Source organism: Flexivirga meconopsidis (assembly GCF_026162425.1).
Taxonomy (GTDB): Bacteria; Actinomycetota; Actinomycetes; order Actinomycetales; family Dermatophilaceae; genus Flexivirga; species Flexivirga meconopsidis.
In genome coordinates, this window is sequence record NZ_JAOBQJ010000002.1 from 253,752 (window position 1) to 273,468 (window position 19,717).

The 19,717-nt window shown below is 69.0% G+C and carries 21 protein-coding genes; 3 read left to right on the plus strand and 18 right to left on the minus strand.

Annotation, left to right across the window (positions count from 1 at the left end):
* Positions 1-27: 27 nt before the first annotated feature.
* The 4 genes from dprA to N2M23_RS06630 all read right to left on the minus strand — a co-directional run bounded on the left by dprA (position 28) and on the right by N2M23_RS06630 (position 4,130).
* A complete protein-coding gene (dprA, locus tag N2M23_RS06615) occupies positions 28-1,173 on the minus strand; it encodes a DNA-processing protein DprA (RefSeq protein ID WP_265444213.1) in 1,146 nt (381 codons plus the stop codon).
* Between the two features lie 58 nt (positions 1,174-1,231).
* Positions 1,232-2,764: a YifB family Mg chelatase-like AAA ATPase gene (locus N2M23_RS06620; RefSeq protein ID WP_265444215.1), complete on the minus strand. Its 1,533-nt coding sequence runs from the start codon at positions 2,762-2,764 to the stop codon at positions 1,232-1,234.
* Positions 2,761-3,153 carry a YraN family protein gene (locus N2M23_RS06625; protein WP_265444217.1) on the minus strand — a complete coding sequence of 131 codons (393 nt, stop codon included), beginning with the start codon at positions 3,151-3,153 and terminating at the stop codon, positions 2,761-2,763. Before N2M23_RS06625 ends, N2M23_RS06620 begins: the two co-directional genes overlap by 4 nt.
* A 113-nt stretch (positions 3,154-3,266) precedes the next feature.
* The gene (locus N2M23_RS06630; RefSeq protein ID WP_265444218.1) at positions 3,267-4,130 is read right to left on the minus strand and encodes a LysR family transcriptional regulator; all 864 of its coding nucleotides are present in this window, start codon (positions 4,128-4,130) and stop codon (positions 3,267-3,269) included.
* Between the two features lie 78 nt (positions 4,131-4,208).
* On the opposite strand from N2M23_RS06630, the gene N2M23_RS06635 reads away from it, so the two are divergent.
* A complete protein-coding gene (locus N2M23_RS06635; protein ID WP_265444220.1) occupies positions 4,209-5,192 on the plus strand; it encodes an aldo/keto reductase in 984 nt (327 codons plus the stop codon).
* Here N2M23_RS06635 and N2M23_RS06640 read toward each other — a convergent pair.
* The 10 genes from N2M23_RS06640 to ngcE all read right to left on the minus strand — a co-directional run bounded on the left by N2M23_RS06640 (position 5,189) and on the right by ngcE (position 12,428).
* Positions 5,189-5,494, minus strand: coding sequence for a DUF2469 domain-containing protein (locus N2M23_RS06640; protein WP_265444221.1), 306 nt, complete (start codon positions 5,492-5,494; stop codon positions 5,189-5,191). The genes N2M23_RS06635 and N2M23_RS06640 overlap by 4 nt on opposite strands.
* Entirely contained in the window at positions 5,491-6,222 is a 732-nt protein-coding gene (locus N2M23_RS06645; protein ID WP_265444222.1) for a ribonuclease HII, read from the minus strand. Before N2M23_RS06645 ends, N2M23_RS06640 begins: the two co-directional genes overlap by 4 nt.
* Positions 6,219-6,998, minus strand: a complete 780-nt coding sequence (gene lepB, locus N2M23_RS06650) for a signal peptidase I (protein WP_265444223.1) — start codon at positions 6,996-6,998, stop codon at positions 6,219-6,221. Before lepB (N2M23_RS06650) ends, N2M23_RS06645 begins: the two co-directional genes overlap by 4 nt.
* The gene (locus N2M23_RS06655; protein ID WP_265444224.1) at positions 6,995-7,174 is read right to left on the minus strand and encodes a S26 family signal peptidase; all 180 of its coding nucleotides are present in this window, start codon (positions 7,172-7,174) and stop codon (positions 6,995-6,997) included. The genes lepB (N2M23_RS06650) and N2M23_RS06655 overlap by 4 nt, the downstream gene beginning before the upstream one ends.
* Positions 7,167-7,874, minus strand: a complete 708-nt coding sequence (gene lepB / locus N2M23_RS20935) for a signal peptidase I (protein WP_265444226.1) — start codon at positions 7,872-7,874, stop codon at positions 7,167-7,169. Before lepB (N2M23_RS20935) ends, N2M23_RS06655 begins: the two co-directional genes overlap by 8 nt.
* Positions 7,871-8,542 carry a signal peptidase I gene (gene lepB / locus N2M23_RS06665; protein WP_265444227.1) on the minus strand — a complete coding sequence of 224 codons (672 nt, stop codon included), beginning with the start codon at positions 8,540-8,542 and terminating at the stop codon, positions 7,871-7,873. Before lepB (N2M23_RS06665) ends, lepB (N2M23_RS20935) begins: the two co-directional genes overlap by 4 nt.
* A 14-nt stretch (positions 8,543-8,556) precedes the next feature.
* The gene (rplS, locus tag N2M23_RS06670) at positions 8,557-8,919 is read right to left on the minus strand and encodes a 50S ribosomal protein L19 (protein WP_265444228.1); all 363 of its coding nucleotides are present in this window, start codon (positions 8,917-8,919) and stop codon (positions 8,557-8,559) included.
* A 178-nt stretch (positions 8,920-9,097) separates the two neighbouring features.
* Positions 9,098-9,961 (minus strand): carbohydrate ABC transporter permease, encoded by an 864-nt coding sequence (locus N2M23_RS06675; protein ID WP_265445096.1) that lies wholly within the window; start codon positions 9,959-9,961, stop codon positions 9,098-9,100.
* Positions 9,962-9,999: 38 nt separating this feature from the next.
* Complete coding sequence (locus tag N2M23_RS06680; RefSeq protein WP_265445098.1) at positions 10,000-10,926, minus strand: carbohydrate ABC transporter permease; 927 nt, start codon at positions 10,924-10,926, stop codon at positions 10,000-10,002.
* A gap of 86 nt (positions 10,927-11,012) precedes the next feature.
* Positions 11,013-12,428 carry an N-acetylglucosamine/diacetylchitobiose ABC transporter substrate-binding protein gene (gene ngcE / locus N2M23_RS06685; RefSeq protein WP_265444229.1) on the minus strand — a complete coding sequence of 472 codons (1,416 nt, stop codon included), beginning with the start codon at positions 12,426-12,428 and terminating at the stop codon, positions 11,013-11,015.
* Positions 12,429-12,611: 183 nt separating this feature from the next.
* Here ngcE and N2M23_RS06690 point away from each other — a divergent pair, with 183 nt between their 5' ends.
* Positions 12,612-14,489, plus strand: coding sequence for a DUF5107 domain-containing protein (locus N2M23_RS06690; RefSeq protein WP_265444230.1), 1,878 nt, complete (start codon positions 12,612-12,614; stop codon positions 14,487-14,489).
* Here N2M23_RS06690 and N2M23_RS06695 read toward each other — a convergent pair.
* On the minus strand, positions 14,404-15,438 hold the full coding sequence (locus N2M23_RS06695) for a DMT family transporter (protein ID WP_265444232.1): 1,035 nt from the start codon (positions 15,436-15,438) through the stop codon (positions 14,404-14,406). The genes N2M23_RS06690 and N2M23_RS06695 overlap by 86 nt on opposite strands.
* On the opposite strand from N2M23_RS06695, the gene N2M23_RS06700 reads away from it, so the two are divergent.
* Complete coding sequence (locus N2M23_RS06700; protein WP_265444233.1) at positions 15,437-16,849, plus strand: aminotransferase-like domain-containing protein; 1,413 nt, start codon at positions 15,437-15,439, stop codon at positions 16,847-16,849. The genes N2M23_RS06695 and N2M23_RS06700 overlap by 2 nt on opposite strands.
* Here N2M23_RS06700 and trmD read toward each other — a convergent pair.
* The 3 genes from trmD to nagA are packed head-to-tail and all read right to left on the minus strand — an operon-like array spanning position 16,830 to position 19,654.
* Entirely contained in the window at positions 16,830-18,008 is a 1,179-nt protein-coding gene (gene trmD / locus N2M23_RS06705) for a tRNA (guanosine(37)-N1)-methyltransferase TrmD (RefSeq protein WP_265444235.1), read from the minus strand. The genes N2M23_RS06700 and trmD overlap by 20 nt on opposite strands.
* 1 nt (position 18,009) lies before the next feature.
* Positions 18,010-18,519 (minus strand): ribosome maturation factor RimM, encoded by a 510-nt coding sequence (gene rimM / locus N2M23_RS06710; RefSeq protein ID WP_265444237.1) that lies wholly within the window; start codon positions 18,517-18,519, stop codon positions 18,010-18,012.
* Entirely contained in the window at positions 18,512-19,654 is a 1,143-nt protein-coding gene (gene nagA, locus N2M23_RS06715) for an N-acetylglucosamine-6-phosphate deacetylase (RefSeq protein WP_265444239.1), read from the minus strand. The genes rimM and nagA overlap by 8 nt, the downstream gene beginning before the upstream one ends.
* Positions 19,655-19,717 lie beyond the last annotated feature (63 nt).

Genomic DNA, 19,717 nt, shown 5'->3' on the forward strand with positions numbered 1-19,717 from the left:
TCCTCGTCCAACGCCCATGGCGGTCGCTCACCGGATCTGATCTCGGGTCCGCCGCCAGCCGGAGTCGACCCGCTCGGCGAGCCCCGCGCCGAGCAGGACCGCGAGCGCACGCATGACCTCGCGAGGAGCGAGTCCGGCGCTCACCGCGAGCCGGTCGACTCCGGTGCCCCGCACGACTGGCAACGCGTCCAACAAGCGGCTCTCGACGTCACCGAGCGTGTCAGCGACGCTCGGCTGCTCTCGTTTGACCGGCGCCAGGTCGTCACCGATCGAGCCGAGCAGGTCGGCGCATTCGTCGACGTCGGTGACCAGCACCGCCCCGCCCTCCCGAATCAGTTGGTGGGTGCCGGCACTGGCCGGACTGGTGACCGGTCCCGGCACAGCCGCAAGCACCCGGTGCAGCCGGCGGGCTGCGCTGGCGGTCGCCCGGGAGCCGCTGCGCAGGCCGGCCTCGACCACCACGGTGCCGGGCGTCAGCGCCGCGATCAGGCGGTTGCGCGACAGGAAACGCTGCTTCTGCGGGGCCGAGCCGGGCGGTAGCTCGGTGACGATCGCCCCGGACCGGGCGATCTCGGCGAGCGGGGCGGAGTTGGCGGCGGGGTAGGCGATGTCGATGCCGCAGGCCATTGCCGCGATCGTGGTGCCGTCGGCGGCGAGCGCGCCCCGATGGCTTGCGGTGTCGATGCCGTGCGCGCCGCCGGAGACGACCGCGAACCCACGATTGGCCAGACCGAAGGCGAGCTCGCCGGCCACCTGGGTGCCGTAGGCAGTGGCCGCGCGCGCTCCGACGATCGAGACACTTCGCCGGCAGACTGCGTCCAGGCGGGCCGGTCCGGTGACCCACAGACAAAATGGCGGTCGCTCCAAATCGTCTACGCCGCAAGGCCATTCGTCATCCCCGGGTATGACGATGCGCGCGCCGAGGGCGGCCGTCCGCGCGACGATGTCGTCGAGGCGCAAGCGCTCGACCCGGGCGACGCACCGGTCGAAGCGTCCTTCGGGGTTGGTGCGAACCAGCTCCCACGCAGTGAACGGATCGTGCCCCTGCAACAGCGGCATCAGCGCCTTGTCCTCCGGCTCCACGGTTGCCGCGAGCGCCACCCGCACCGCGAGTTGCGCGTCCCGGGTCGCTTCCAGCTGGGCCGCGTCGGACGAACGTCGTGGGGTGCTCATGCGGGGCCCCCGCGAAGTATCCGGAGGAGCGCAGCGGGGGAGGAACTTCGTGGGGTGCTCATGCGGCCTCGCCGGTCTCGCGCAGTCCATGGGCTTCCTGCACGTGCTGCAGGTCGGGTCGTGGCGCGCCGTCCAGGTCGGCAAGGGTCCAGGAGGTCCGCAGACAGCGGTCGTAACCGCGCAGGGTGAGGGCGCCGGTCTCCAACGCCCTGTCCAGCGGCCGCGTGACGTCCGCACCGAGCCGCCAACGGCCGCTGCGCAGCACCGGACCGGGCACCTGGCTGTTGAGCTGCCGCCCGATCTCCCGCCAGCGCCTCGACTGTCGCGCCCGCGCTGCCGCGACGCGTTCGGCGACCGCCGCGCTGGACTCCCCTCGCGGACCGGCGAGCGACGCGCGCGTCACCGGCATCATCTGCAGCCGCAGGTCGACCCGGTCGAGAAGGGGTCCGGACATTCGGCTCAGGTAGTGCCGTTTCAGCTGGGGTGGACACACGCACCGGGTCCCCTTGCCGAAGTTGTTGCCGCACGGGCACGGGTTGGCCGCCAGCACCAGTTGGAAGCGGGCCGGGTAGGTGACCACCTCACTGGCTCGGGCCACATGGACCAGGCCGGACTCCAACGGTTGGCGGAGCGCATCGAGCACGTCGCGGCGAAACTCCGGGGTCTCGTCCAGAAATAGGACTCCACCATGCGCTCGCGACACGGCGCCGGGACGCACTCGACCGGAGCCGCCGCCGATGATCGAGGCCATCGATGCGCCGTGGTGCGGCGCCATAAACGGCGGGTGCTCGATCAGCACCTGCTCGGGCAGTGCGCCGAGCACCGAGTGGATTGCGGTGACCTCCAATGCCTGCTCGCGTGACAACGGTGGCAGCAGGCCGGGGAGTCGCTCGGCGATCATCGTCTTGCCCGCACCCGGTGGGCCGATCATCGCCAGGTGGTGACCGCCAGCGGCGGCCACCTCCAGCGCATACCGTGCAGCCGACTGCCCGACCACGTCCGCGAGGTCCGGCACGGCAGGGTGCACCGACGAGCGGGGGTTGACCTCGGGCAGCGGCGGGGTGGGCTTGCGACGATGCAGGCATCGGTAACGCTGCACGAGCGCAGCCAGCGTGTCGACCGGGACGACCTCGATCGATGGCACGAGCGCAGCCTCGGCGGCGTTGCCGACCGGCACCACGACCTGGCGGGCACCCGCCTCCTCGGCCGCCCGGACCGCCGGGAGCACTCCGTGGATCGGTCGCACGGTGCCGTCCAGGCCGAGCTCGCCGAGGTGCACCACGCGATCGACCAGCTCCGGGCTGATCGTGCCGCCCGCGACCAGTGCCGCGACGGCGATCGCGAGGTCGAAACCGGAGCCTTGCTTGAGCAGGGACGCCGGCGAGAGGTTGACGGTGATCCGTTGCTTGGGCAGCTCGAGGTCGGAGTTGGCTGCGGCCGCCTTGACCCGGTCCGGGGACTGACGGCACGCGGTGTCCGGCATACCGCTCACGGTGAAGGCAGGCAGGCCGGAGGACACGTCGGCCTCCACGTCGACGACCCGCCCATGGATGCCGGTGACCGCGACGCTGCGGGTGCGGCCGAGAGTCATGCGCCGACATCCCGCAGGTGCTCCAGCTCCACAGGTCCACGCAGCGGACGGAGCACACCAATCACGTCGATCCGCACGCGTGCGGTGCCGATCGGATGGTCCAGTAACCAGCGGGACGCCAGCACCCGCAGGCGCCGTGCCTTCACCGGGGTGACCGCCTCGATCGGCGTGCCGAACGTAATGCTCGTGCGTGTCTTGACTTCCACGACGACCAGGCAGTCGCCGGTGTCGTCGAGCGCGACGATGTCGATCTCACCCTCCCGGCAGCGCCAGTTGCGCTCGATGACGGTCAGACCCTGCAGCTGCAGATAGCGCGCGGCCTCGTCCTCCCCCAGTCGACCCAGCTCGGCCCGACTGAGCCGCTGCTGCGGCCTGCTCGATTGCCCCATCGGCGATCACCTCCGCGCACCACGATCGGCGGCGGAAGGCGGGTCGGGCAGGGGCAATCGGCCCGGCTGTGGACGCTGCCGCCCGGCCGTGGAGGATGTGGACGGCGGACTCGTCAGCCGCCCTGCATCACCTGTTCGACGAATCGGCGAGCCGCTGCCGAGACGCTCCGAGCACGCCAGAAGACCCCGATTGGCGGGTGCGCCGGCATACCCGGCACCCGGTGCACCCGCACCGGACGACCGTCGTGCTGTGTGGCCGAACGCGCCACCAGCGCTACTCCGAGTCCCGCCGACACGGCGTCGCGTATGCCGCCTGGGCTCGCCGCCTCGAAGACGACTCGAGGTGCTGGCAGTCCTGCGAAGGCCTCGGTCAGCAGGGTCCGCAGACCGCTGCCCTGCGGCAGACAGACGAAGTCCTCCCTCGCGACGTCCAGCAGCCCGCGCACCCGTCGCCGGTCTCCGGGCGGGGTGATCAGGACAAGCTCCTCGGTGGCGATCCGGCGGACGGCCAGGCCAGGGACCCGCTGCTCGTGCACCGGCCCGACGACCACGTCGAGCGACTCGTCCCGCAACTGATCCAGCAGTGGGGCAATCAGATCGGAACGCAACGAGATCGCGACGCCCGGATATCTGCGCCGGAAGGCACCAAGCTCGGTCGTGACATCGAGCGGACCGGTGATCGCGGTCGCTCCCACACGCAACTGACCACGCTCGACCTCCCGGTGCGACTCGGTCACCGCGCGCGCTGCGTGCACATGCTCCAGCGTCAGGCGAACCTCGGCGAGAAAGTCCAGTCCGACCGGTGTCGGCGTCACCGATCGCGTCGAGCGCTGCAGCAGCCGCACGCCGAGCTCACGCTCCAGCCGACGCACCTGGGCGGAGATGGCGGGCTGCGCGACGTGGAGGTCCTCGGCCGCTCTCGTGAAGCCGTTGCAGCGCACGACCGCCTCGAAGTAGACGAGCTGTCGCAGTTCCACTACTCATCGTAATTCGCGCTTAATCCCAGATCATTCAGGTCTTGGACTTATGCCCCCGATCGGCGGATCGTGACACGCATGAACCTTCGACACCTCGGCAACGGCTTGTCCTGCTCGGCGATCGGTCTCGGCTGCATGGGCTTCTCCCAGGGGTATGGCGGGGCCGACGATCGCCGCTCGGTCACCGCCATCCAGGACGCGCTGTCGGCCGGAATCACCTTGTTCGACACCGCGATGAGCTACGGCAGCGGCCACAACGAGCAACTTCTTGGTGCCGCGCTGCGCGGCTCCGGCGTTCCGCGCGAGCAATACCGCATCGCGTCGAAGTTCGGCATCGTGCGCGGACCGGACGGCGTAGCGCTCGACGCGCGGCCCGAGCGGGTGCCGGGTTGGTGCGACGCCTCGTTGCACCGGCTCGGCGTCGACCACCTCGACCTCTTCTACCTGCACCGGCCCGACCCCACGGTCCCGATCGAGGAGAGCGTCGGTGCGATGCGTGATCTCGTGACCGCCGGCAAAGTGCGCCAGCTCGGCGTCTCGGAGGTGACGCCCGAGCAATTGACGCGGGCACACGCCATACATCCGCTGGCCGCGGTGCAGCTGGAGTGGTCCCTCATGTGGCGCACGCCCGAACTCGACATCATCCCGGCAGCCCGCCGGCTGGGCGTCGGCATCGTGCCCTACAGCCCACTCGGACGCGGTCTGCTCGGCGGGCACCTGCAGCCGGAAGGCGTCGCGGACAGCCCGTTCCGAGCCTCCGACCCGCGCTTCCAGCACCAGGCCCTGCGCACCAACCTGCACCAGGTCGACGCACTGGTCGCACTCGCCGCAGAGTGGGGCATGTCGCCGGCGCAACTGGCGCTGGCCTGGTTGCTGGCACAGGGCGACGATGTGGTGCCGATACCGGGATCGCGGGCGCCGGCCCGGATCGTCGAGAACGCCGGCGCCGCCGAGTTCGCCCTGGACAAAGCGCAATTGGACCGCATCGATCAGCTCGTCCCGCCCGGCCGCTGGGCGGGCGACCGTGCGTCGTTCGCGGTGCCGGTCACCACGAGACGCTAGTCGGGCAGTTCGATCTCCCGCGCGGGCAACTCCTCGACGTTGACGTCCTTGAAGGTGATCACCCTGACGTTCTTGACGAACCGCGCCGGACGGTAGACGTCCCACACCCAGGCGTCGTTCATCCGGATCTCGAAGAACACCTCGGCGCCCTCGCCGCGCACCTGCACGTCGACGTCGTTGCACAGGTAGAACCGGCGCTCGGTCTCGACGACGTGACTGAACAGCCCCACCACGTCTCGGTATTCGCGGTAGAGCGCGAGCTCCTGCTCGGTCTCGTACTTCTCCAGGTCCTCGGCGCTCACACCGACTCCTTCCAGACATCCGGCTCGGCGGTCTCCTCGACCACGACCTGCTCGACCACGAACCGCCGCCATGAGCGACGGTGCAGCTCGCACGGGCCGTGCTCGTCGAGCGCGGCCAGGTGGTCCGGAGCCGAATAGCCCTTGTTACCAGCCCAGTTGAACTGCGGGTAGTCGTCGTGGAAGGCGACCAGCATCGAGTCCCGCTCCACCTTGGCCAGCACCGACGCCGCCGCCACCGACGAGCACTTCATGTCGGCCTTGATCATCGTGGTGACCGGCGGCGCCACCGGACCGTCGTCGGCGAGCGCGAGCAGCCCGGCCCGCGCGGGGTCGGTCAGCCAGTCGTGGTTGCCGTCCAGCACGACCAGATCGGGTATGACGCTCAAGGCCGCGAGCGCCCTGGTCCCGGCCAGCCGCAGCGCGGCCATGATGCCGATCGCGTCGATCTCCGCGGCACTCGCGTGGCCGACGGCGTAGTCGGTCGCCCACCGTCGTACGGCCGGCACCATCCGCTCGCGGGCGGCGGGGCTGAGCAGCTTGGAGTCCTTCACGCCCTGCGGGACCGTGCGGGTGCCTTCGTCGATGACCACGACGCCGACCGACACCGGTCCGGCAAGGGCTCCCCGTCCGACCTCGTCCATCCCGGCGATCAGCGAATAGCCCTGTCGTTGCAGCGAACGCTCGACCCGCAGGCTCGGACGGGCCGACCGACGCGGCCCGGCGGTCACGGTTTCGGCACCCTCGCGAAGACGCTCCCGTAACTCTTCAGCGACTGGATGCGGTCGAGCGGCCAGGCGATCGCGACCACCTGCCCACTGATGTCGTCCATCGGCACCGAACCGAGTTTGCCACCGGAGCTGCCGTCGTGGAAGCGGGAGTCGGCCGAGTCGCCGCGGTTGTCCCCCATCACCCACACCGCGTCGGCGGGGACGGTGATGTCGAACTGTTGCAGGCTCGGTGCGTTGCCCGCCTTGATGTAGGGCTCGGTGATCTCCACCCCGTTGACGGTGAGCTTGCCGGACTTGGTGCAGCACTTCACCTTGTCCCCCGGCATGCCGATGATCCGCTTGACGACGTGATCGCCGCCGCCGGGCAGCACTCCGACGAACGTCAGGCTGTCCTTCACCACGCGCTTCAGCAGCGGCTGCTGCGGCTTCGGACCGGTCGACCACGACTTGGGATCCTGGAAGACGATCACGTCGCCGCGGTGCAGCGACGAGTGCTGCGGGGTGAACTTGCTGACGATGATCCGGTCGCCGATGTCGAGGGTGCTCTCCATCGACTGCGACGGGATGTAGTAAGGCTGCGCGAGGAAGGTCTTGACCAGGAAGCTCAGGCCGAGCGCGATGACCACGATGACGACCAGTTCGCGGATGAAGGCCCCACGGCTGCGGCGCACCGGCGGCTCCTCCTCTGGTATGGCGCCAGGCGGCAACTCCTCCCCGACCGAGCCCGGGGCCTGCTGCGCTTCCCCGGGCTGGGAGTTCGATCGGTCTTTCGTCATCGCTTCGGCACCTTGTCGAACGTCGAGGAATAGTTGCTGAGCCAGGTCATCCGGTCCACCGGCCAGACCACTGCCACCGCCCGCCCCACGATTTCGTCCTCGGGCACCGAACCGGTCGCGCCGGTGCCGTCGTCGTGGAAGCGGGAGTCGGAGGAGTCCCCGCGGTTGTCACCCATCACCCACCCGGCCGGCGGGCACGGTGACCGAGAACTTCTTCTGGTCGGTGCCGCCGCCGGGGTAAATATAGGGCTCGTTCAGCCCGACGCCGTTCACCGTGATCTGCCCGCGCGTGTTACAGCAGATCACCTGGTCGCCGGGCAGGCCGATCACTCGTTTGATCAGGTGGTCATCGCCCGAGGGATACAGCCCGATGAATTGCAGCGACTTGATCGCAGCGCCACCCACCCCGGACCGCTTCGTGGTCTCGCTCGGTGGCAGCCAGTGCCCGAAGTCGTTGAACACCACGACGTCGCCGCGCTTCAGGTCGACCGGGCCAGGGGTCAGCTTCGAGACCACCACCCGGTCGCCGGGGATGAGGGTGTTCTGCATCGACTGCGAGGGAATCCAGAACGGCTGCGCAAGGAAGGTCTTGATCAGCAGCGAGAGCACCATGGCGACAACCAGCACGACCGCGATCTCGCGCACCGCGACGAACGCCCGCCGCCCGGCCGACGGTGCACCGCCCGCGGCGTGCCGCGGCGTCGGCGGGCCGCCCACCGGGGCACCGCCCGCGGCATGCCGCGGCATCGGCGGGCCGCCCACCGGGGGACCGCTCACCGGAGGGCCGTCGGCCCGCTCCGGCGACGGAGCCGTCGCCTCGGGCGGCTTCGGCTCGGACTGCCGAGGGCGTGGCAGTCGGTAGCGCTGGTCGGTCACGAGCCGAGTCTCCCCCACGAACCTGTCGGCCAGTAGCGCAGGACCACCTCACCGACGATGTCGTCGGTGGGGACCATGCCCGCACCCGGATCGCCGAGGTGGGCCCGAGAGTCGTCGGAGTCGGTGCGGTTGTCGCCCAGCACGAAGACGTGCCCGGCCGGCACCTCGATGCTGAACGGCGTCTCGCTCGCCGACATACCGGGCACCAAGTAGGGCTCGGGGCTGATGGCGCCGTTCACCCGCAGCTTGCCGTCGTGCCCGACGGCGACCCGATCGCCGGGCAGCCCGATCACCCGCTTGACGTAGAGCGTCTCGGTGGGGCGGAAACCGAAGGTGTCACCGAGCGAGCGCAACGCCCCGGCGAGGCCGCTCGGGGTGCGCGCGCCAGGATCGGCGAAAACCTCCGTGCCGTTGAAGACGATCACCTCACCGCGCCGCAGGCCGCCGGTGCCGACCTTGGCAGCAACGATCCGATCCCCTTGCCACAGAGTCGGATTCATCGACGAGGACGGCACGGTGAAGGTCTCGAAGAACAAGCCATGCAGGAGAACGGCCAACGCGACGAGCACCAGTGCGCCGATGCCGATCCGGCGCCCACGGCGTCGTGTGGGAGCGGAACAAGAAGTGTCCCCGGCGTCCGTGGACGCCGGGGACACTTCCTCCGTCATACGAAACGGAGACTTCAGGCCTGGTTGGCCGGGGTCTCGCGACGCTCCTTGATGCGAGCGGCCTTACCGCGCAGGTCGCGCAGGTAGTAGAGCTTGGCGCGACGCACGTCGCCGCGGCTGGCCACCTCGATCTTGTCGATCGAGGGGGTGTGCAGCGGGAAGGTGCGCTCGACGCCGACGCCGAAGCTGATCTTGCGGACGGTGAAGGTCTCACCCACGCCACCGCCGTGGCGGCGGATCACGACGCCCTGGAAGACCTGGACACGGCTGCGGTTGCCTTCCACGACCTTGACGTGCACCTTGACGGTGTCTCCGGCGCGGAAGTCGGGGATGTCATTGCGCAGCTGCGCAGCGTCGAGCTCGTCGAACTTGTGCATGATGCTTCTTCCTCGCGGGCGCCGCAGGTCGCCTGCTTCTCTAATGGCCAGGTGCGCGCCGAACCGATCTGAAGACCTCATGGGTATGTCGCCCACTCCCCCTGCGGCGGGGGTCGATGCGGAGGACACGCTCTGCCAAGTTTGCCAGAACCTCACCGGTTCGGCGAAATCGCCCGGTTCACTTGATCGTGCCCGCGGACAGCGAGCCCTGCAGCTGCCGCTGGAAGATGATGTAGACGATCAGCACCGGTATGACGGTAATGACCACGCCTGCGAACAGCGCACCGAAGTTGACCTCGTAACCGGCCGACGACGCGAAGTTCGCCATGCCTTGCGACAGCACGTAGTTCTTCTCGTTGGTGTTGAGCGCGACCGGCAGCAGGAACTGGTTCCACAGGCCGAGGAAGTTGAAGATCGCCACCGCCGCGATGCCCGGCCGGGCCATGGGCAGCATGACCTGGACGAACGTGCGCCAGTCACCGGCGCCGTCGAGTTCGGCCGCCTCGCCGATCTCGGCGGGCAGCGCCCGGAAGAACGGGTAGAGGAAGAACACCGTGAACGGGAAGGCGAACGCGACATAGGTCAGGATCAGGCCCGGCAGCGAGTTGAGCAGCCCGACGTTCTTCAGCACGAAGAACAGCGGCACGATCGCCAGGAAGATCGGGAAGGTGTTGCCGGCCAGGATCAGGTAGTAGATAGCCCGGCTGCCCGGGAACGGGAAGCGCGCGAGGGTATAGGCACACATCGAGCCCAGGGCCATCACCAACGCCAGCGCAATGCCGACCACGATCACCGTGTTGAGCAGGTAGCGGCCCAGGTGCGAGTCGTTCCACGCGGAACTGAAGTTGTCCTTCAGCGTGCCGATGATGTCGTGCGGCATGGTGAACGGGCCGGAGAAGATCTCGCCGGTCGTCTTGGCCGACGAGAACACCGTCCACAGCAGCGGCAGCACGACGATCAGCGACCAGGCGATCAGCACGATGTGCGAGCTGATCAGGATCCCGAGTTCGCCTCGGTCGCGCTTGCCCTTCTCCTGCGGCATCGCTCCGGGTTGCGGGGTCTTGGTGGGGACCGCGCTCATCACTTGTCACTCTTTCCGCCGAGCAGTCGATTCACGCCGAAGACGAGCGCCGCGAACAGCAGCGTGACGGCGGCGAGCACCACGCCCATCGCGCTGGCCCTGCCGTACTGGCCCTGCGAGAACGCAGTCTTGAACAGGTCCTGGGACATCACCAGGGTGGAGTTGTCGGGGCCGCCGGTGGGGTTGAGGGCCGCCATGTAGACGAACGCATCCAACGCCAGCACGCCGAGATAGATGTATGCCGTCTGCACCGTCTCCCGGATCATCGGCAGCGTCACCGAGAACATCGTCCGGAGACGGCCGGCGCCGTCGATGCGCGCTGCGTCATACAGCTCGGCCGGGATGCCCTTGATCGCCGCGACGAACAGCACCATGTAGAACCCGACGAAACCCCACACGATCACAAAGATCGAGGCGGGCATCGCGGTCGCGGTCTCGCCCAGCCAGGCGAACGAGTTGAAGCGATCACCCAGGCCGAACGGCAGGTGGGTGAGCAACCCGTTGACGATGCCCTTGGACGGGTCGTACATCTGCGCCCAGATCAGGCCGATGACAATTGCCGGGATCGTGTAAGGGAAGAAGGACACGACGCGGTAGATGCTCGATCCCTTCAGGCCGCGCACCGCCCCGGTGGTCGAACCGCCGACAGTGACCATGGTGGCCAGCACGAAGCTGAGCACGACGGTGACCAGCGGCACGAGGATCGCCAGGATCACGTTGTTGCGCAACGCCTTCATGAAGACGTCGTCGCTGAAGATCGCCTTGTAGTTGTCCAGTCCGATGAAATCCATCGAGCTGGAGAACCCGCCCCAATTGGTCAGCGAGTAGTAGATCGCCTGCAGGAACGGCCAGATGACCAGACCCAGGTAGAGCACCATCGGCAGCCCGACGGTGATGAGGACGAACAGCAGCCGGGAGGGCCGCATGCGCCGACCGCCGCGCCGTGGCGCGGCGGTCGGCGTGCCCGCGGACGGCATACCCAACTTGCCGCCCGCGGGTGGGGTTACTGCACTCACTTGATGTCGACCTTCTTGACCGAGGAGTCCTTGGCCACCTTGTCGGTAATGCCCTGCAGTGCCTTGGTCAGGCCGGCCGCGTCGAGCTGACCGGAAAGGAAGCTGTTCCAGGGCACGAGCATGTCCGGGTTGGTGCCGTAGAGGTCGACGAACCGGATGTTGAAGACCTTCTCCCCGGCTGCGTCGAGCATCTTGATCTGCGATTGCAAGGCGGTCGAGCCGAACCCGTCGCTCGGCACGGTGCCCTTGACGATGGTCGGCGCGAGCTTGGTCTTGGCGAAGTTGGTCGCGGCATCCTTGGACAGCATCGCGCGCAACACCTCCTTGCCCCCGGCACCGTTCTTGGCCTTGGTCGGCACGATGAACTGCTCGCCAGGTGCCGCGTTCAGCGCCTCGAACGGCATCTTGCTGCTCGAGGTCAGCGTCGGGTCGGGGATGCCGGTCATCTTGAAGCCGGCCTTGGTCTGGCTCTTCATCTCGTTCTCGATCCACGACCCGGACGGGTAGAGGATCGCGGCCTGGTCCTTGCTCCACTGCGCCTGTGCCGCGGTGAACTGGGTTCCGGCGCCGCCGGGTTTCATGTACCCGGCCTTGACGATCTGCTCCATCTTCTTCAGCACACCCTGCACCGCGGGCAGCGACCAGCAGCCGGGCTTGAGGTTCTCCAGCGCCAGGCGGACTTCGTCGCCGCCCTCCTTGATCGCTGAGTCCATGACCATCGTCTGGTAGTAGGTGGCGGCTTCCTTGCCCCAGCAGAAGAGGTACTTGCCCTTGCTCTTCGCCTTGGCGCCGAGGTCGATCAGGTCGTCCCAGGTCTTCGGCGGCTGCCAGCCATTGGCCTCGAAAAGGCTTGCGGAATACCACAATCCGTAGATCGTCATTACGTAGTTGAGCACGAGCATCTTGTCGCCGACCATGCCGCGTTCCTTCACGCCCGGGTAGAGCGTGTCGGCGATCTTGGTGCCCTCGAGGTTGTTGGCCTCCAGCACCGGCGCCAGGTCCTCGAGCTGGCTGGCGATGGTGTTGACGCCGATCGACTGCGCACCGGAGTCGTCGATCAGGTCCGGCGGGTTGCCGGACACGAACCGCGGCTGCAACTGCTGCGAGATCTGCGTGGACGGGCTGACCTTGACCGTGCTGCCCGCGTGGTTCTTCTCGACGATCTTGCCGGCGAAGGTCACGTAGTCGACGCCGTACCCGCCGTTGAAGATCACCGCGTCGACGGAGCTCTTGTCCGCCATACCGAAGGGGTTGTTCGCCGATGTCTTGCCGGTGCTCTGTCCCCCGCTGCCGCCGGAGCTACCCCCACCCGCACACGAGGCCAGGGCCCCGCTGATCGGCAGCGTGATGCCGGCCGCCAGCGCGGCACGCAACACCGTGCGCCGGTTGACCGCGAAGTTCGATTGAGCCATGGCTGCCTTACCTCCAGATGTTCTTCCCGCGGGCGCCCGCGTGGCCGCTCGGTCGAGCAGTCACGACGCCGGGGCCCACAATATGATTACTTGTGTAAGGATGTGTGCGATTTCGTGCAGAAACGATCACAAAATGGCAACGGGGGTGTGATGCACGTCGCTCACTCTGCACCCGCGACACGGGTGCGCACCACGAGGCTCGCCGTGCGCGGCGCGCGGCTTGGGCCACCCAGCACGCTGCCGGCATACCGGCCCGTCCGCCCGGCGGGCACGCGGTCGATCAGCGCCGACGCCCCACCGCTGATGCGCGAACGCATCGCGCGCGGCCGGTTGGACTCGCCGCTGCCCTATGCACTGTTCAGCGACTACGACCGCGGCGACCACCCGCTGGAGCTCACCGCGATCCAGCTCGACAACGGCCTGCTTCGCGCGACGGTGTTGCCGGGATTGGGCGGGCGGGTGTGGTCGCTGCGCGATCTGCGCGCCGATCGCGAATTGCTGTTCGTGCCAAAACGCCTGCGCTACGCCAACTTCGGCTTGACCGACGCCTGGTTCGCCGGCGGCATCGAGTGGAACCTCGGCTCCACCGGCCACACCACCCTCACCACCCGGCCGATGCACGCGGCGGTCGTCGACGGCCCCCACGGCCAGACCCTGCGGATGTGGGAGTGGGAGCGAACTCGCGACCTGGTCCTGCAACTCGACCTGGCCCTGATGCAGGACCGGCTCCTGGTCTCGACGCGCGTGATCAACCCCGACCCCGAGCCGAAGCCGCTCTACTACTGGACCAACATCGCTGTCCCGGAGACGTCCGGCACGCGGGTGCTCACCACGGCTAGCCACGCGTGGCGCACCGACTATGCGGGATCGCTCGACCGGGTGCCGGTGCCGCACCCGGACAGCCCGAACGTCGACGTCAGCTATCCGGCAACGTCCGGGGAATCGGCCGACTACTTCTTCGAGGTCGCCGACCAGCAGGGCCGCTTCGTCACCTCGGTCGAGGCCGACGGTGCCGGATTCGCGCAGACCTCCACCGATGCCCTCCACGGACGCAAGCTGTTCCTCTGGGGTCATGCGCCCGGCGGCCGCCGGTGGCAGCGGTGGCTCGTCGACGACGATGCTTACGCGGAGATCCAGGCGGGAGTGTGCATCACCCAGCTCGAGCACGACGAGCTCGCGGGACACGAAACCCGTTCCTGGACAGAGGCATTCGGTGGCGTGCGTCTCGACCCTGCGGACGCCCGGGCGGCGTTCCCCATCGCCGCGGACGCTGCCGCCGCCGCGGTCCGAGACGACGCGCCACCGGACTGGCTCGAGTCCTGGCACGACCAGTGGTTGCGGTCGTATGCCGATCAAGCTCCGCTCCAGACACTCGCGCAGGGATCCGGTTGGGGTCGGATCGAACTCGCGCTCCGCGAGCAAGACGCCCCACGAGGCCTGGTCTTCCCTGAGCTGGACGACGACAGCCGTGCCGCTGCCGCACTGTTGCGCGGCGAACCCGTCGAGGCGCCTCTGCTGCCGCCGGTTTCCGCACGTTGGACCGCGCGACTGGCTCAGGCTCCGCGCGGCTGGTGGACGTCATACGCACTGGGCGTCGGCGCGCACCTACGCGGCGAATTCGACTCTGCCCGTGCGCATTACGCCGATAGCGTCGCACAGCTCCCGAGCGCGGTGGCATTGCGTGGGCTGGCCATCCTGACCGAGGAACCCGGCGCCGCGGTCCCGCTCTACCGACGTGCTCGCGAGCTGGACCCGACCAGCCGGGGCCTGCTCACCGAACAGGTGCGGTTGCTGCTCGACAGTGGTGCCGCGGCGGCGGCCCTGCAAGCGATCGATGAGGCCGCACCCGCACTACGCCGACACGGCCGCACCCGTCTGCTGCGAATCGAAGCACTGCACGGGCTCGGCCGCGACGACGAGGCGGCTGCACTCATCGCGGATCTCGAGGTCGAGGACCTTGCCGAGGGAGACCGGGTCATCGGCGACCTGCTCTCCCGGATCCGTCCCGGCATGCCGCTGCCGCCCGCTCTCGACTTCCGGATGACCGCCGACCGCCACTGACGGCTCCCCCACCAACACTCGACGGGGCAGCCGTCACTCGCCGGCGCCGGACCGCGAGACCGGCGCCGGCGATCACCCCCGCCGCACCCACCATGGTCTGCCAGGTCAGTCGCTCCCCGATCAACAGCGCCGCCCAGCAGATGCTGAGCACCGGCTGCAGAAGTTGCACCTGACTGACTCGCGCCATCGGGCCGATCGCAAGGCCGCGATACCAGGCGAAGAAGCCGAGAAACATGCTGACCACGCCGAGGTAACCGAACGCCAACCATTGACCCGCGCTACCCGACTGCGGGGTGGCCAGCGCAGCCCCGCCGGAGAGCACCACCATCAGCGGCGCGGACAGCACGAGCGCCCAGGAAACCGTTTGCCACGAACCAATTTCGCGCGCGAGCAGACCGCCCTCGGCATACCCGACCGCAGCCGAGACGACCGCACCGAAAAGCAGCAGGTCCGGCCAACCGAGCTTAGTCGACGAACCGGTGGAGCTGCCCTGGGCGGTGGCGAAGAGGACCGCCGCAGCCGCTCCGACCGCCACCGCGACCCAGAATGAGCGACCGACCTGCTCGCCTCCGCGGCGCACTGCGATGACGGCCGTGGCGGCCGGCAGGAGTGCGATCACGACAGCACCGTGACTGGCGTCGGTGCGGGTCAACGCGAACGACGTGAGCAGGGGGAAACCGATCACGACCCCGAAAGCGACGATCGCGATGCGCGGCCAGAGCCCGCGTCGCGGCACCGGTTGCCGGGTGAGCACCAGGGCGGCGGCGGCAAGAACCGCTGCGACAACGGCCCGGCCGGCACCGACGAACAGTGCCGAGAGCCCGCCGTGGTCGACCGCAACGCGGGTGAGCGGCACGGTGAAGGAGAACGCGGTGACCCCGACGATCCCCCAGCCGACACCCGATAGCGGGTGCTCCGAGATCCCAGTAGCGCTACTCTTATTTCTCATGAATAACGATAGCAGCTCCCGGCTCGTGGCGTCGTTGCGTGACTGGCTCGACCGCGCGGCGTCCGGGGCGAGACTGCCGTCAACTCGTGCTCTCGTCGCCGAGCACGGCGTCAGCCCGGTGACGGTGCAAAGGGCACTGCGGGTGCTCGCGGCCGAGGGTCGCATCGAGACGCGGCCGGGAGTTGGCACGTTCGCGCGTGCACGCGTGCTGACCCGGCCGGCTGACTACGACTGGCAGACCGAGGCCCTCTCTCTCAGCACACCCTCAGCGCCTCGGTCGCCGAGCGCGCTGCAGTCCGTGCACGGCGATGTGCTGGCCTTGCACTCCGGCTACCCCGACCGTGAATTGACGCCGGAGTCGTTGGTACGAGCGGCCTTTCGCCGCGCGGCACGCAGCGATGCGATCACCGAACGACCGCCGACAGCGGGGCTGCCCGGCCTGCAGGCCTGGTTCGCCGCCGAGACCGCCGCGGAAGCCGACGCCGCCGCGGCACCGATCGCAGCCAGCGATGTGGTCGTGCTGCCCGGCAGCCAGGGCGGACTGACCACCGCCTTCCGGGTGCTGGTCGGCACCGGTCGCAGCCTGGTGCTTGAGTCCCCCACCTACTGGGGCGCGATCCTCGCCGCCCGACAAGTCGGCGTCCGCATTGTGCCGGTGCCGTCCGGCGCAGCGGGCCCCAGCCCGGAAGCGGTCGACCGTGCCCTGGCGGAGTCTGGCGCCCGCGCGTTCTACGCTCAACCCAACTTCGCCAGCCCGACCGGCGCGCAATGGTCACCAGGCCTTCGCCGCGACATTCTGCAGGTGGTGCAGGCCCGCGGTGCCTTCCTGATCGAGGACGACGCCGCCCATGAGTTCGGCATCTCCGCACCCGCCCGACCGGTCATCGGCCAGGACGTCTCCGGCCATGTGGTCTACCTCCGGTCGCTCAGCAAGAGCGTGGCTCCCGCCATACGCGTCGCGGCGATCGTCGCCCGGGGGCCGGCCCGGCAGCGCATCCTGGCCGACACCGAAGTCGAGTCGATCTACGTCAGCAGCATGCTGCAGACGGTCGCCCTCGACGTGGTCACCCAACCAGCCTGGCGCAGCCACCTCCGCCGCCTCGCGCAACAACTCGGTGCCCGGCGCGACCTACTCGTCGCCGCCCTCACCGAGCACGCTCCGTCGGTGACACTGGAGCAGGTGCCCGCGGGCGGCCTCAACCTGTGGGCACGGCTGCCCGAGGGCACCGACCTGGCGCGCTTCGTTACGGGCTGCCGCGCGCTGGGGGTGACGGTGGGCAACGGCGACGAGTGGTTCCCGGCCGAACCGACCGGACCGTTCGTCCGCCTCAACTACGCCGGACCGAACCCGTCGGCGTTCCCCGATGCAGCACGAGCCATCGGCCAGGTGCTCAACGACGGCGCTTGGTGAAGGTCACCGTGCCCGGCGGATTCCCGCGGCCGGTGATCCGGAACCCTGCCCGCTTGTAGCGCCACTGATTGGCCGCGCTTCCGTCCCCCGTCACCAAGCTGTATGACGCAGCCTGCGCCGGCGCCGCCTCCTGGATGAAGGCCAGCAGCGCTCCCCCGAAACCACGGCCCTGCAGATCCGGCGCAACCATCAATCGCCCGATGTGCCAGTCGGTTTCGGCTCCGGCGGGCCCATCCCCCAGCTGGCCGCGCACCGACCCCACGAGACGTCCGTCGAGCCGGGCGACGTAGGTCGTCCACTCCTGGAGCGACTCCCCCAGCGACTGCACCGTCTCGTGCTGGGCGGGGATGTCGAGGGTGTCGTTGGCGATCCCCTCCTGCAGCCAGCACGCGTGGGTCAGAGTCAACAGTTCGCCGACGTCCGCGGGGGTGGCGACCGAGATCTCCAGCTGGTCCGGCAGCCCCGCGGCTGGCCGGCTCAGCAGATCGGGCCGGCGCTCTGCGGTGCGCTGCAATCGCTGCTCGTGCCGCCACGCGGCAATCTTGCCGTGGTCTCCCGAGAGCAGCACGGGCGGCACTGAAAGACCTTGCCACTGCTCGGGTTTGGTGTAAACGGGATACTCCAGCAGGCCGTCCTCGTGCGACTCCTCGACCAACGACGCAGCGTTGCCGATCACGCCCGGCAGCAGCCGCGCCACGGCCTCGACGATCGTGAGCGCGGCGACCTCGCCGCCGTTGAGCACGTAGTCGCCCAGCGACACCACCCGCACGTCGTAGCGCTGCTGCGCGTGCTCATAGACGCGCTCGTCGATGCCCTCGTAGCGACCGCAGGCGAAGACCAGGTGCGACGCAGCCGCCAGCTCACGGGCCATCGCCTGGGTGAAGGGCGTGCCGCCCGGGCCGGGAACGATCAGGGTCGGTCGCGAATCCGCTTCATCCGCAAGCCGATCCAAGGCCTCTCCCCAGGGCTCCGGCTTCATCACCATGCCCGCGCCGCCGCCATACGGGGTGTCGTCAACTGTGCGGTGCCGGTCGTGGGTGAAATCCCGCAGGTCGTGCACGCGCAGGTCGATCAGCCCGTCGCGCCGCGCCTTGCCGATCAGTGAAAGGTCAAGTGGCGCAAGGTATTCCGGGAAGATGCTGACAACGTCGAGCCGCACGTCAATCCCCCGCGAGGTCGAGCAGCCCGGGAGGCGCATCGACGACGATCCGGCCGCCATTGAGGTCGACGATCGGCACAATCTGCTCCACGAACGGCACAAAGCCGGCCCTGCCGCCCTCCAGCCGTAGCTCCAGCAGGTCCTGCGCGGGCCGGTCGTGCAACGCGATGACCGTGCCGATGCGTTCCCCGTCGGGGGCCTCGACCCGCAGCCCGACCAGGTCGTCGGCATACCACGCATCCTCGTCGTCCGCGTCCGCCGCCGCCAGCAGCTGCGTGCCGCGCAGCGCCTCGGCGGCCGTCCGATCGAGGGCTTGCTCAAAACTGAGCAGGTGAATCCCGTTGTGCACGCGGTGAGTTCGCAAGGTCAGCGGGCCAACGGCGGCAGGCTCGGTCGTGAAGGACTCGCCCACCACGAAGCGTTCGGCAGGCGCATCGGTGTGCAGGCGCACCGTCACCTCGCCCTTGAGCCCGTGCGGCTTGCCGATCCGGGCGACGACGACATCACTCATGGCCGTCATTCTCCCCGGTCACCCACTCCCCGGCGCGCATGACCCGCACGACATCGTGCGCGTCGTCGAGGACGACAAGATCGGCCCGCGCCCCGGGACGCAGCTCGCCGCGATCCTCCAGCCCGATCGCGTGGGCCGGGTTCGCCGACGCTGCGACCGAGGCGACCTCGAGCGGCACGCCGTTCTGCACCGCCCGCGCGAATGCCGAGTCCATCGTCAGCGAGCTGCCGGCCAGCGATCCGGACTCCAGGCGCGCCGCGCCGTCACGCACCCAAACTTGTTGCCCACCAAGGTTATAGACACCATCACCCACCCCAGCGGCATCGATGGCGTCGGTGATCAGCACGAGCTTGTCCGTGCCACGGGCCAGCACCTCGCGCAGCACAGCCGGATGCAGGTGGATCCCGTCGTTGATCGTCTCGCACGGGACACCGGCGTCCAGGCTCGCCAGCACCGGACCCGGCTCGCGATGGTGGATCGGGCGCATCCCGTTGAACAGATGGGTGGCGAGCCGCGCCCCGTGATCGTATGCCGCAGAAGCCTCGTCATACGTGGCATCGGTATGGCCGACAGCAACCACCACCCCGGCCGCCACCGCGGCGTCGATCAGGTCGAGCGCACCGGGCAACTCGGGCGCGACCGTGATGACCCTCAGGTGTCCGCGTGCTGCTTGGAGCATCCGGCCGAACGCGGTCAGATCCGGCGCGAGCAGGTGGTCGGGGTTCTGCGCACCGCACCGCGCGTGCGAGAGGAACGGGCCCTCCAGGTGAGCCCCGGCCACCTCGCCCGCCTCCGCGAGATCGGCCGCCCAGGACAACTGCTGCACCAAGTCGTCGACCGGGGCGGTGACCAGGGAGGTGAGCGTCGTGGTGGTGCCGTGACCGCGGTGAAACCGGACAGCCTGCGCCATCGACTCCGCGGACGCGGTCATGTCATGGCCGCCACCACCGTGCACGTGGATGTCGACATACCCCGGCACGACGAGTCGGCCGTCGAGCGAGGTGCCCTCCTCCCCTGCCGCGGGCCTTCCCGCCTGGTCGATCGCCACGATGTGACCGTCTTGGATCCGCAATGCGCCGTCGCGCACGCCCTCGGGAGTCAGCACACGGGCGTCGGTCAGGGTCAACTGGCTCATGAGGTCATCGAACACTGCGCTCGCCGAAATCGGTGCGTCGGGTCGACCCCAAAGGACGCCGCC

Bases quoted from the DNA above. Each gene is read 5' to 3' on its own strand.
- N2M23_RS06700 (WP_265444233.1), top strand. From the start codon at position 15,437: ATGAATAACGATAGCAGCTCCCGGCTCGTGGCGTCGTTGCGTGACTGG.
- lepB (WP_265444227.1), bottom strand. From the start codon at position 8,542: ATGACGGAGGAAGTGTCCCCGGCGTCCACGGACGCCGGGGACACTTCT.
- N2M23_RS06675 (WP_265445096.1), bottom strand. From the start codon at position 9,961: ATGCCGCAGGAGAAGGGCAAGCGCGACCGAGGCGAACTCGGGATCCTG.
- rimM (WP_265444237.1), bottom strand. From the start codon at position 18,519: ATGAGTGATGTCGTCGTCGCCCGGATCGGCAAGCCGCACGGGCTCAAG.
- rplS (WP_265444228.1), bottom strand. From the start codon at position 8,919: ATGCACAAGTTCGACGAGCTCGACGCTGCGCAGCTGCGCAATGACATC.
- N2M23_RS06695 (WP_265444232.1), bottom strand. From the start codon at position 15,438: ATGAGAAATAAGAGTAGCGCTACTGGGATCTCGGAGCACCCGCTATCG.
- N2M23_RS06680 (WP_265445098.1), bottom strand. From the start codon at position 10,926: ATGCGGCCCTCCCGGCTGCTGTTCGTCCTCATCACCGTCGGGCTGCCG.
- nagA (WP_265444239.1), bottom strand. From the start codon at position 19,654: ATGAGCCAGTTGACCCTGACCGACGCCCGTGTGCTGACTCCCGAGGGC.
- ngcE (WP_265444229.1), bottom strand. From the start codon at position 12,428: ATGGCTCAATCGAACTTCGCGGTCAACCGGCGCACGGTGTTGCGTGCC.
- N2M23_RS06635 (WP_265444220.1), top strand. From the start codon at position 4,209: ATGAACCTTCGACACCTCGGCAACGGCTTGTCCTGCTCGGCGATCGGT.
- N2M23_RS06620 (WP_265444215.1), bottom strand. From the start codon at position 2,764: ATGACTCTCGGCCGCACCCGCAGCGTCGCGGTCACCGGCATCCATGGG.
- lepB (WP_265444223.1), bottom strand. From the start codon at position 6,998: ATGACGAAAGACCGATCGAACTCCCAGCCCGGGGAAGCGCAGCAGGCC.
- N2M23_RS06625 (WP_265444217.1), bottom strand. From the start codon at position 3,153: ATGGGGCAATCGAGCAGGCCGCAGCAGCGGCTCAGTCGGGCCGAGCTG.
- N2M23_RS06655 (WP_265444224.1), bottom strand. From the start codon at position 7,174: ATGGGTGACAACCGCGGGGACTCCTCCGACTCCCGCTTCCACGACGAC.
- dprA (WP_265444213.1), bottom strand. From the start codon at position 1,173: ATGAGCACCCCACGACGTTCGTCCGACGCGGCCCAGCTGGAAGCGACC.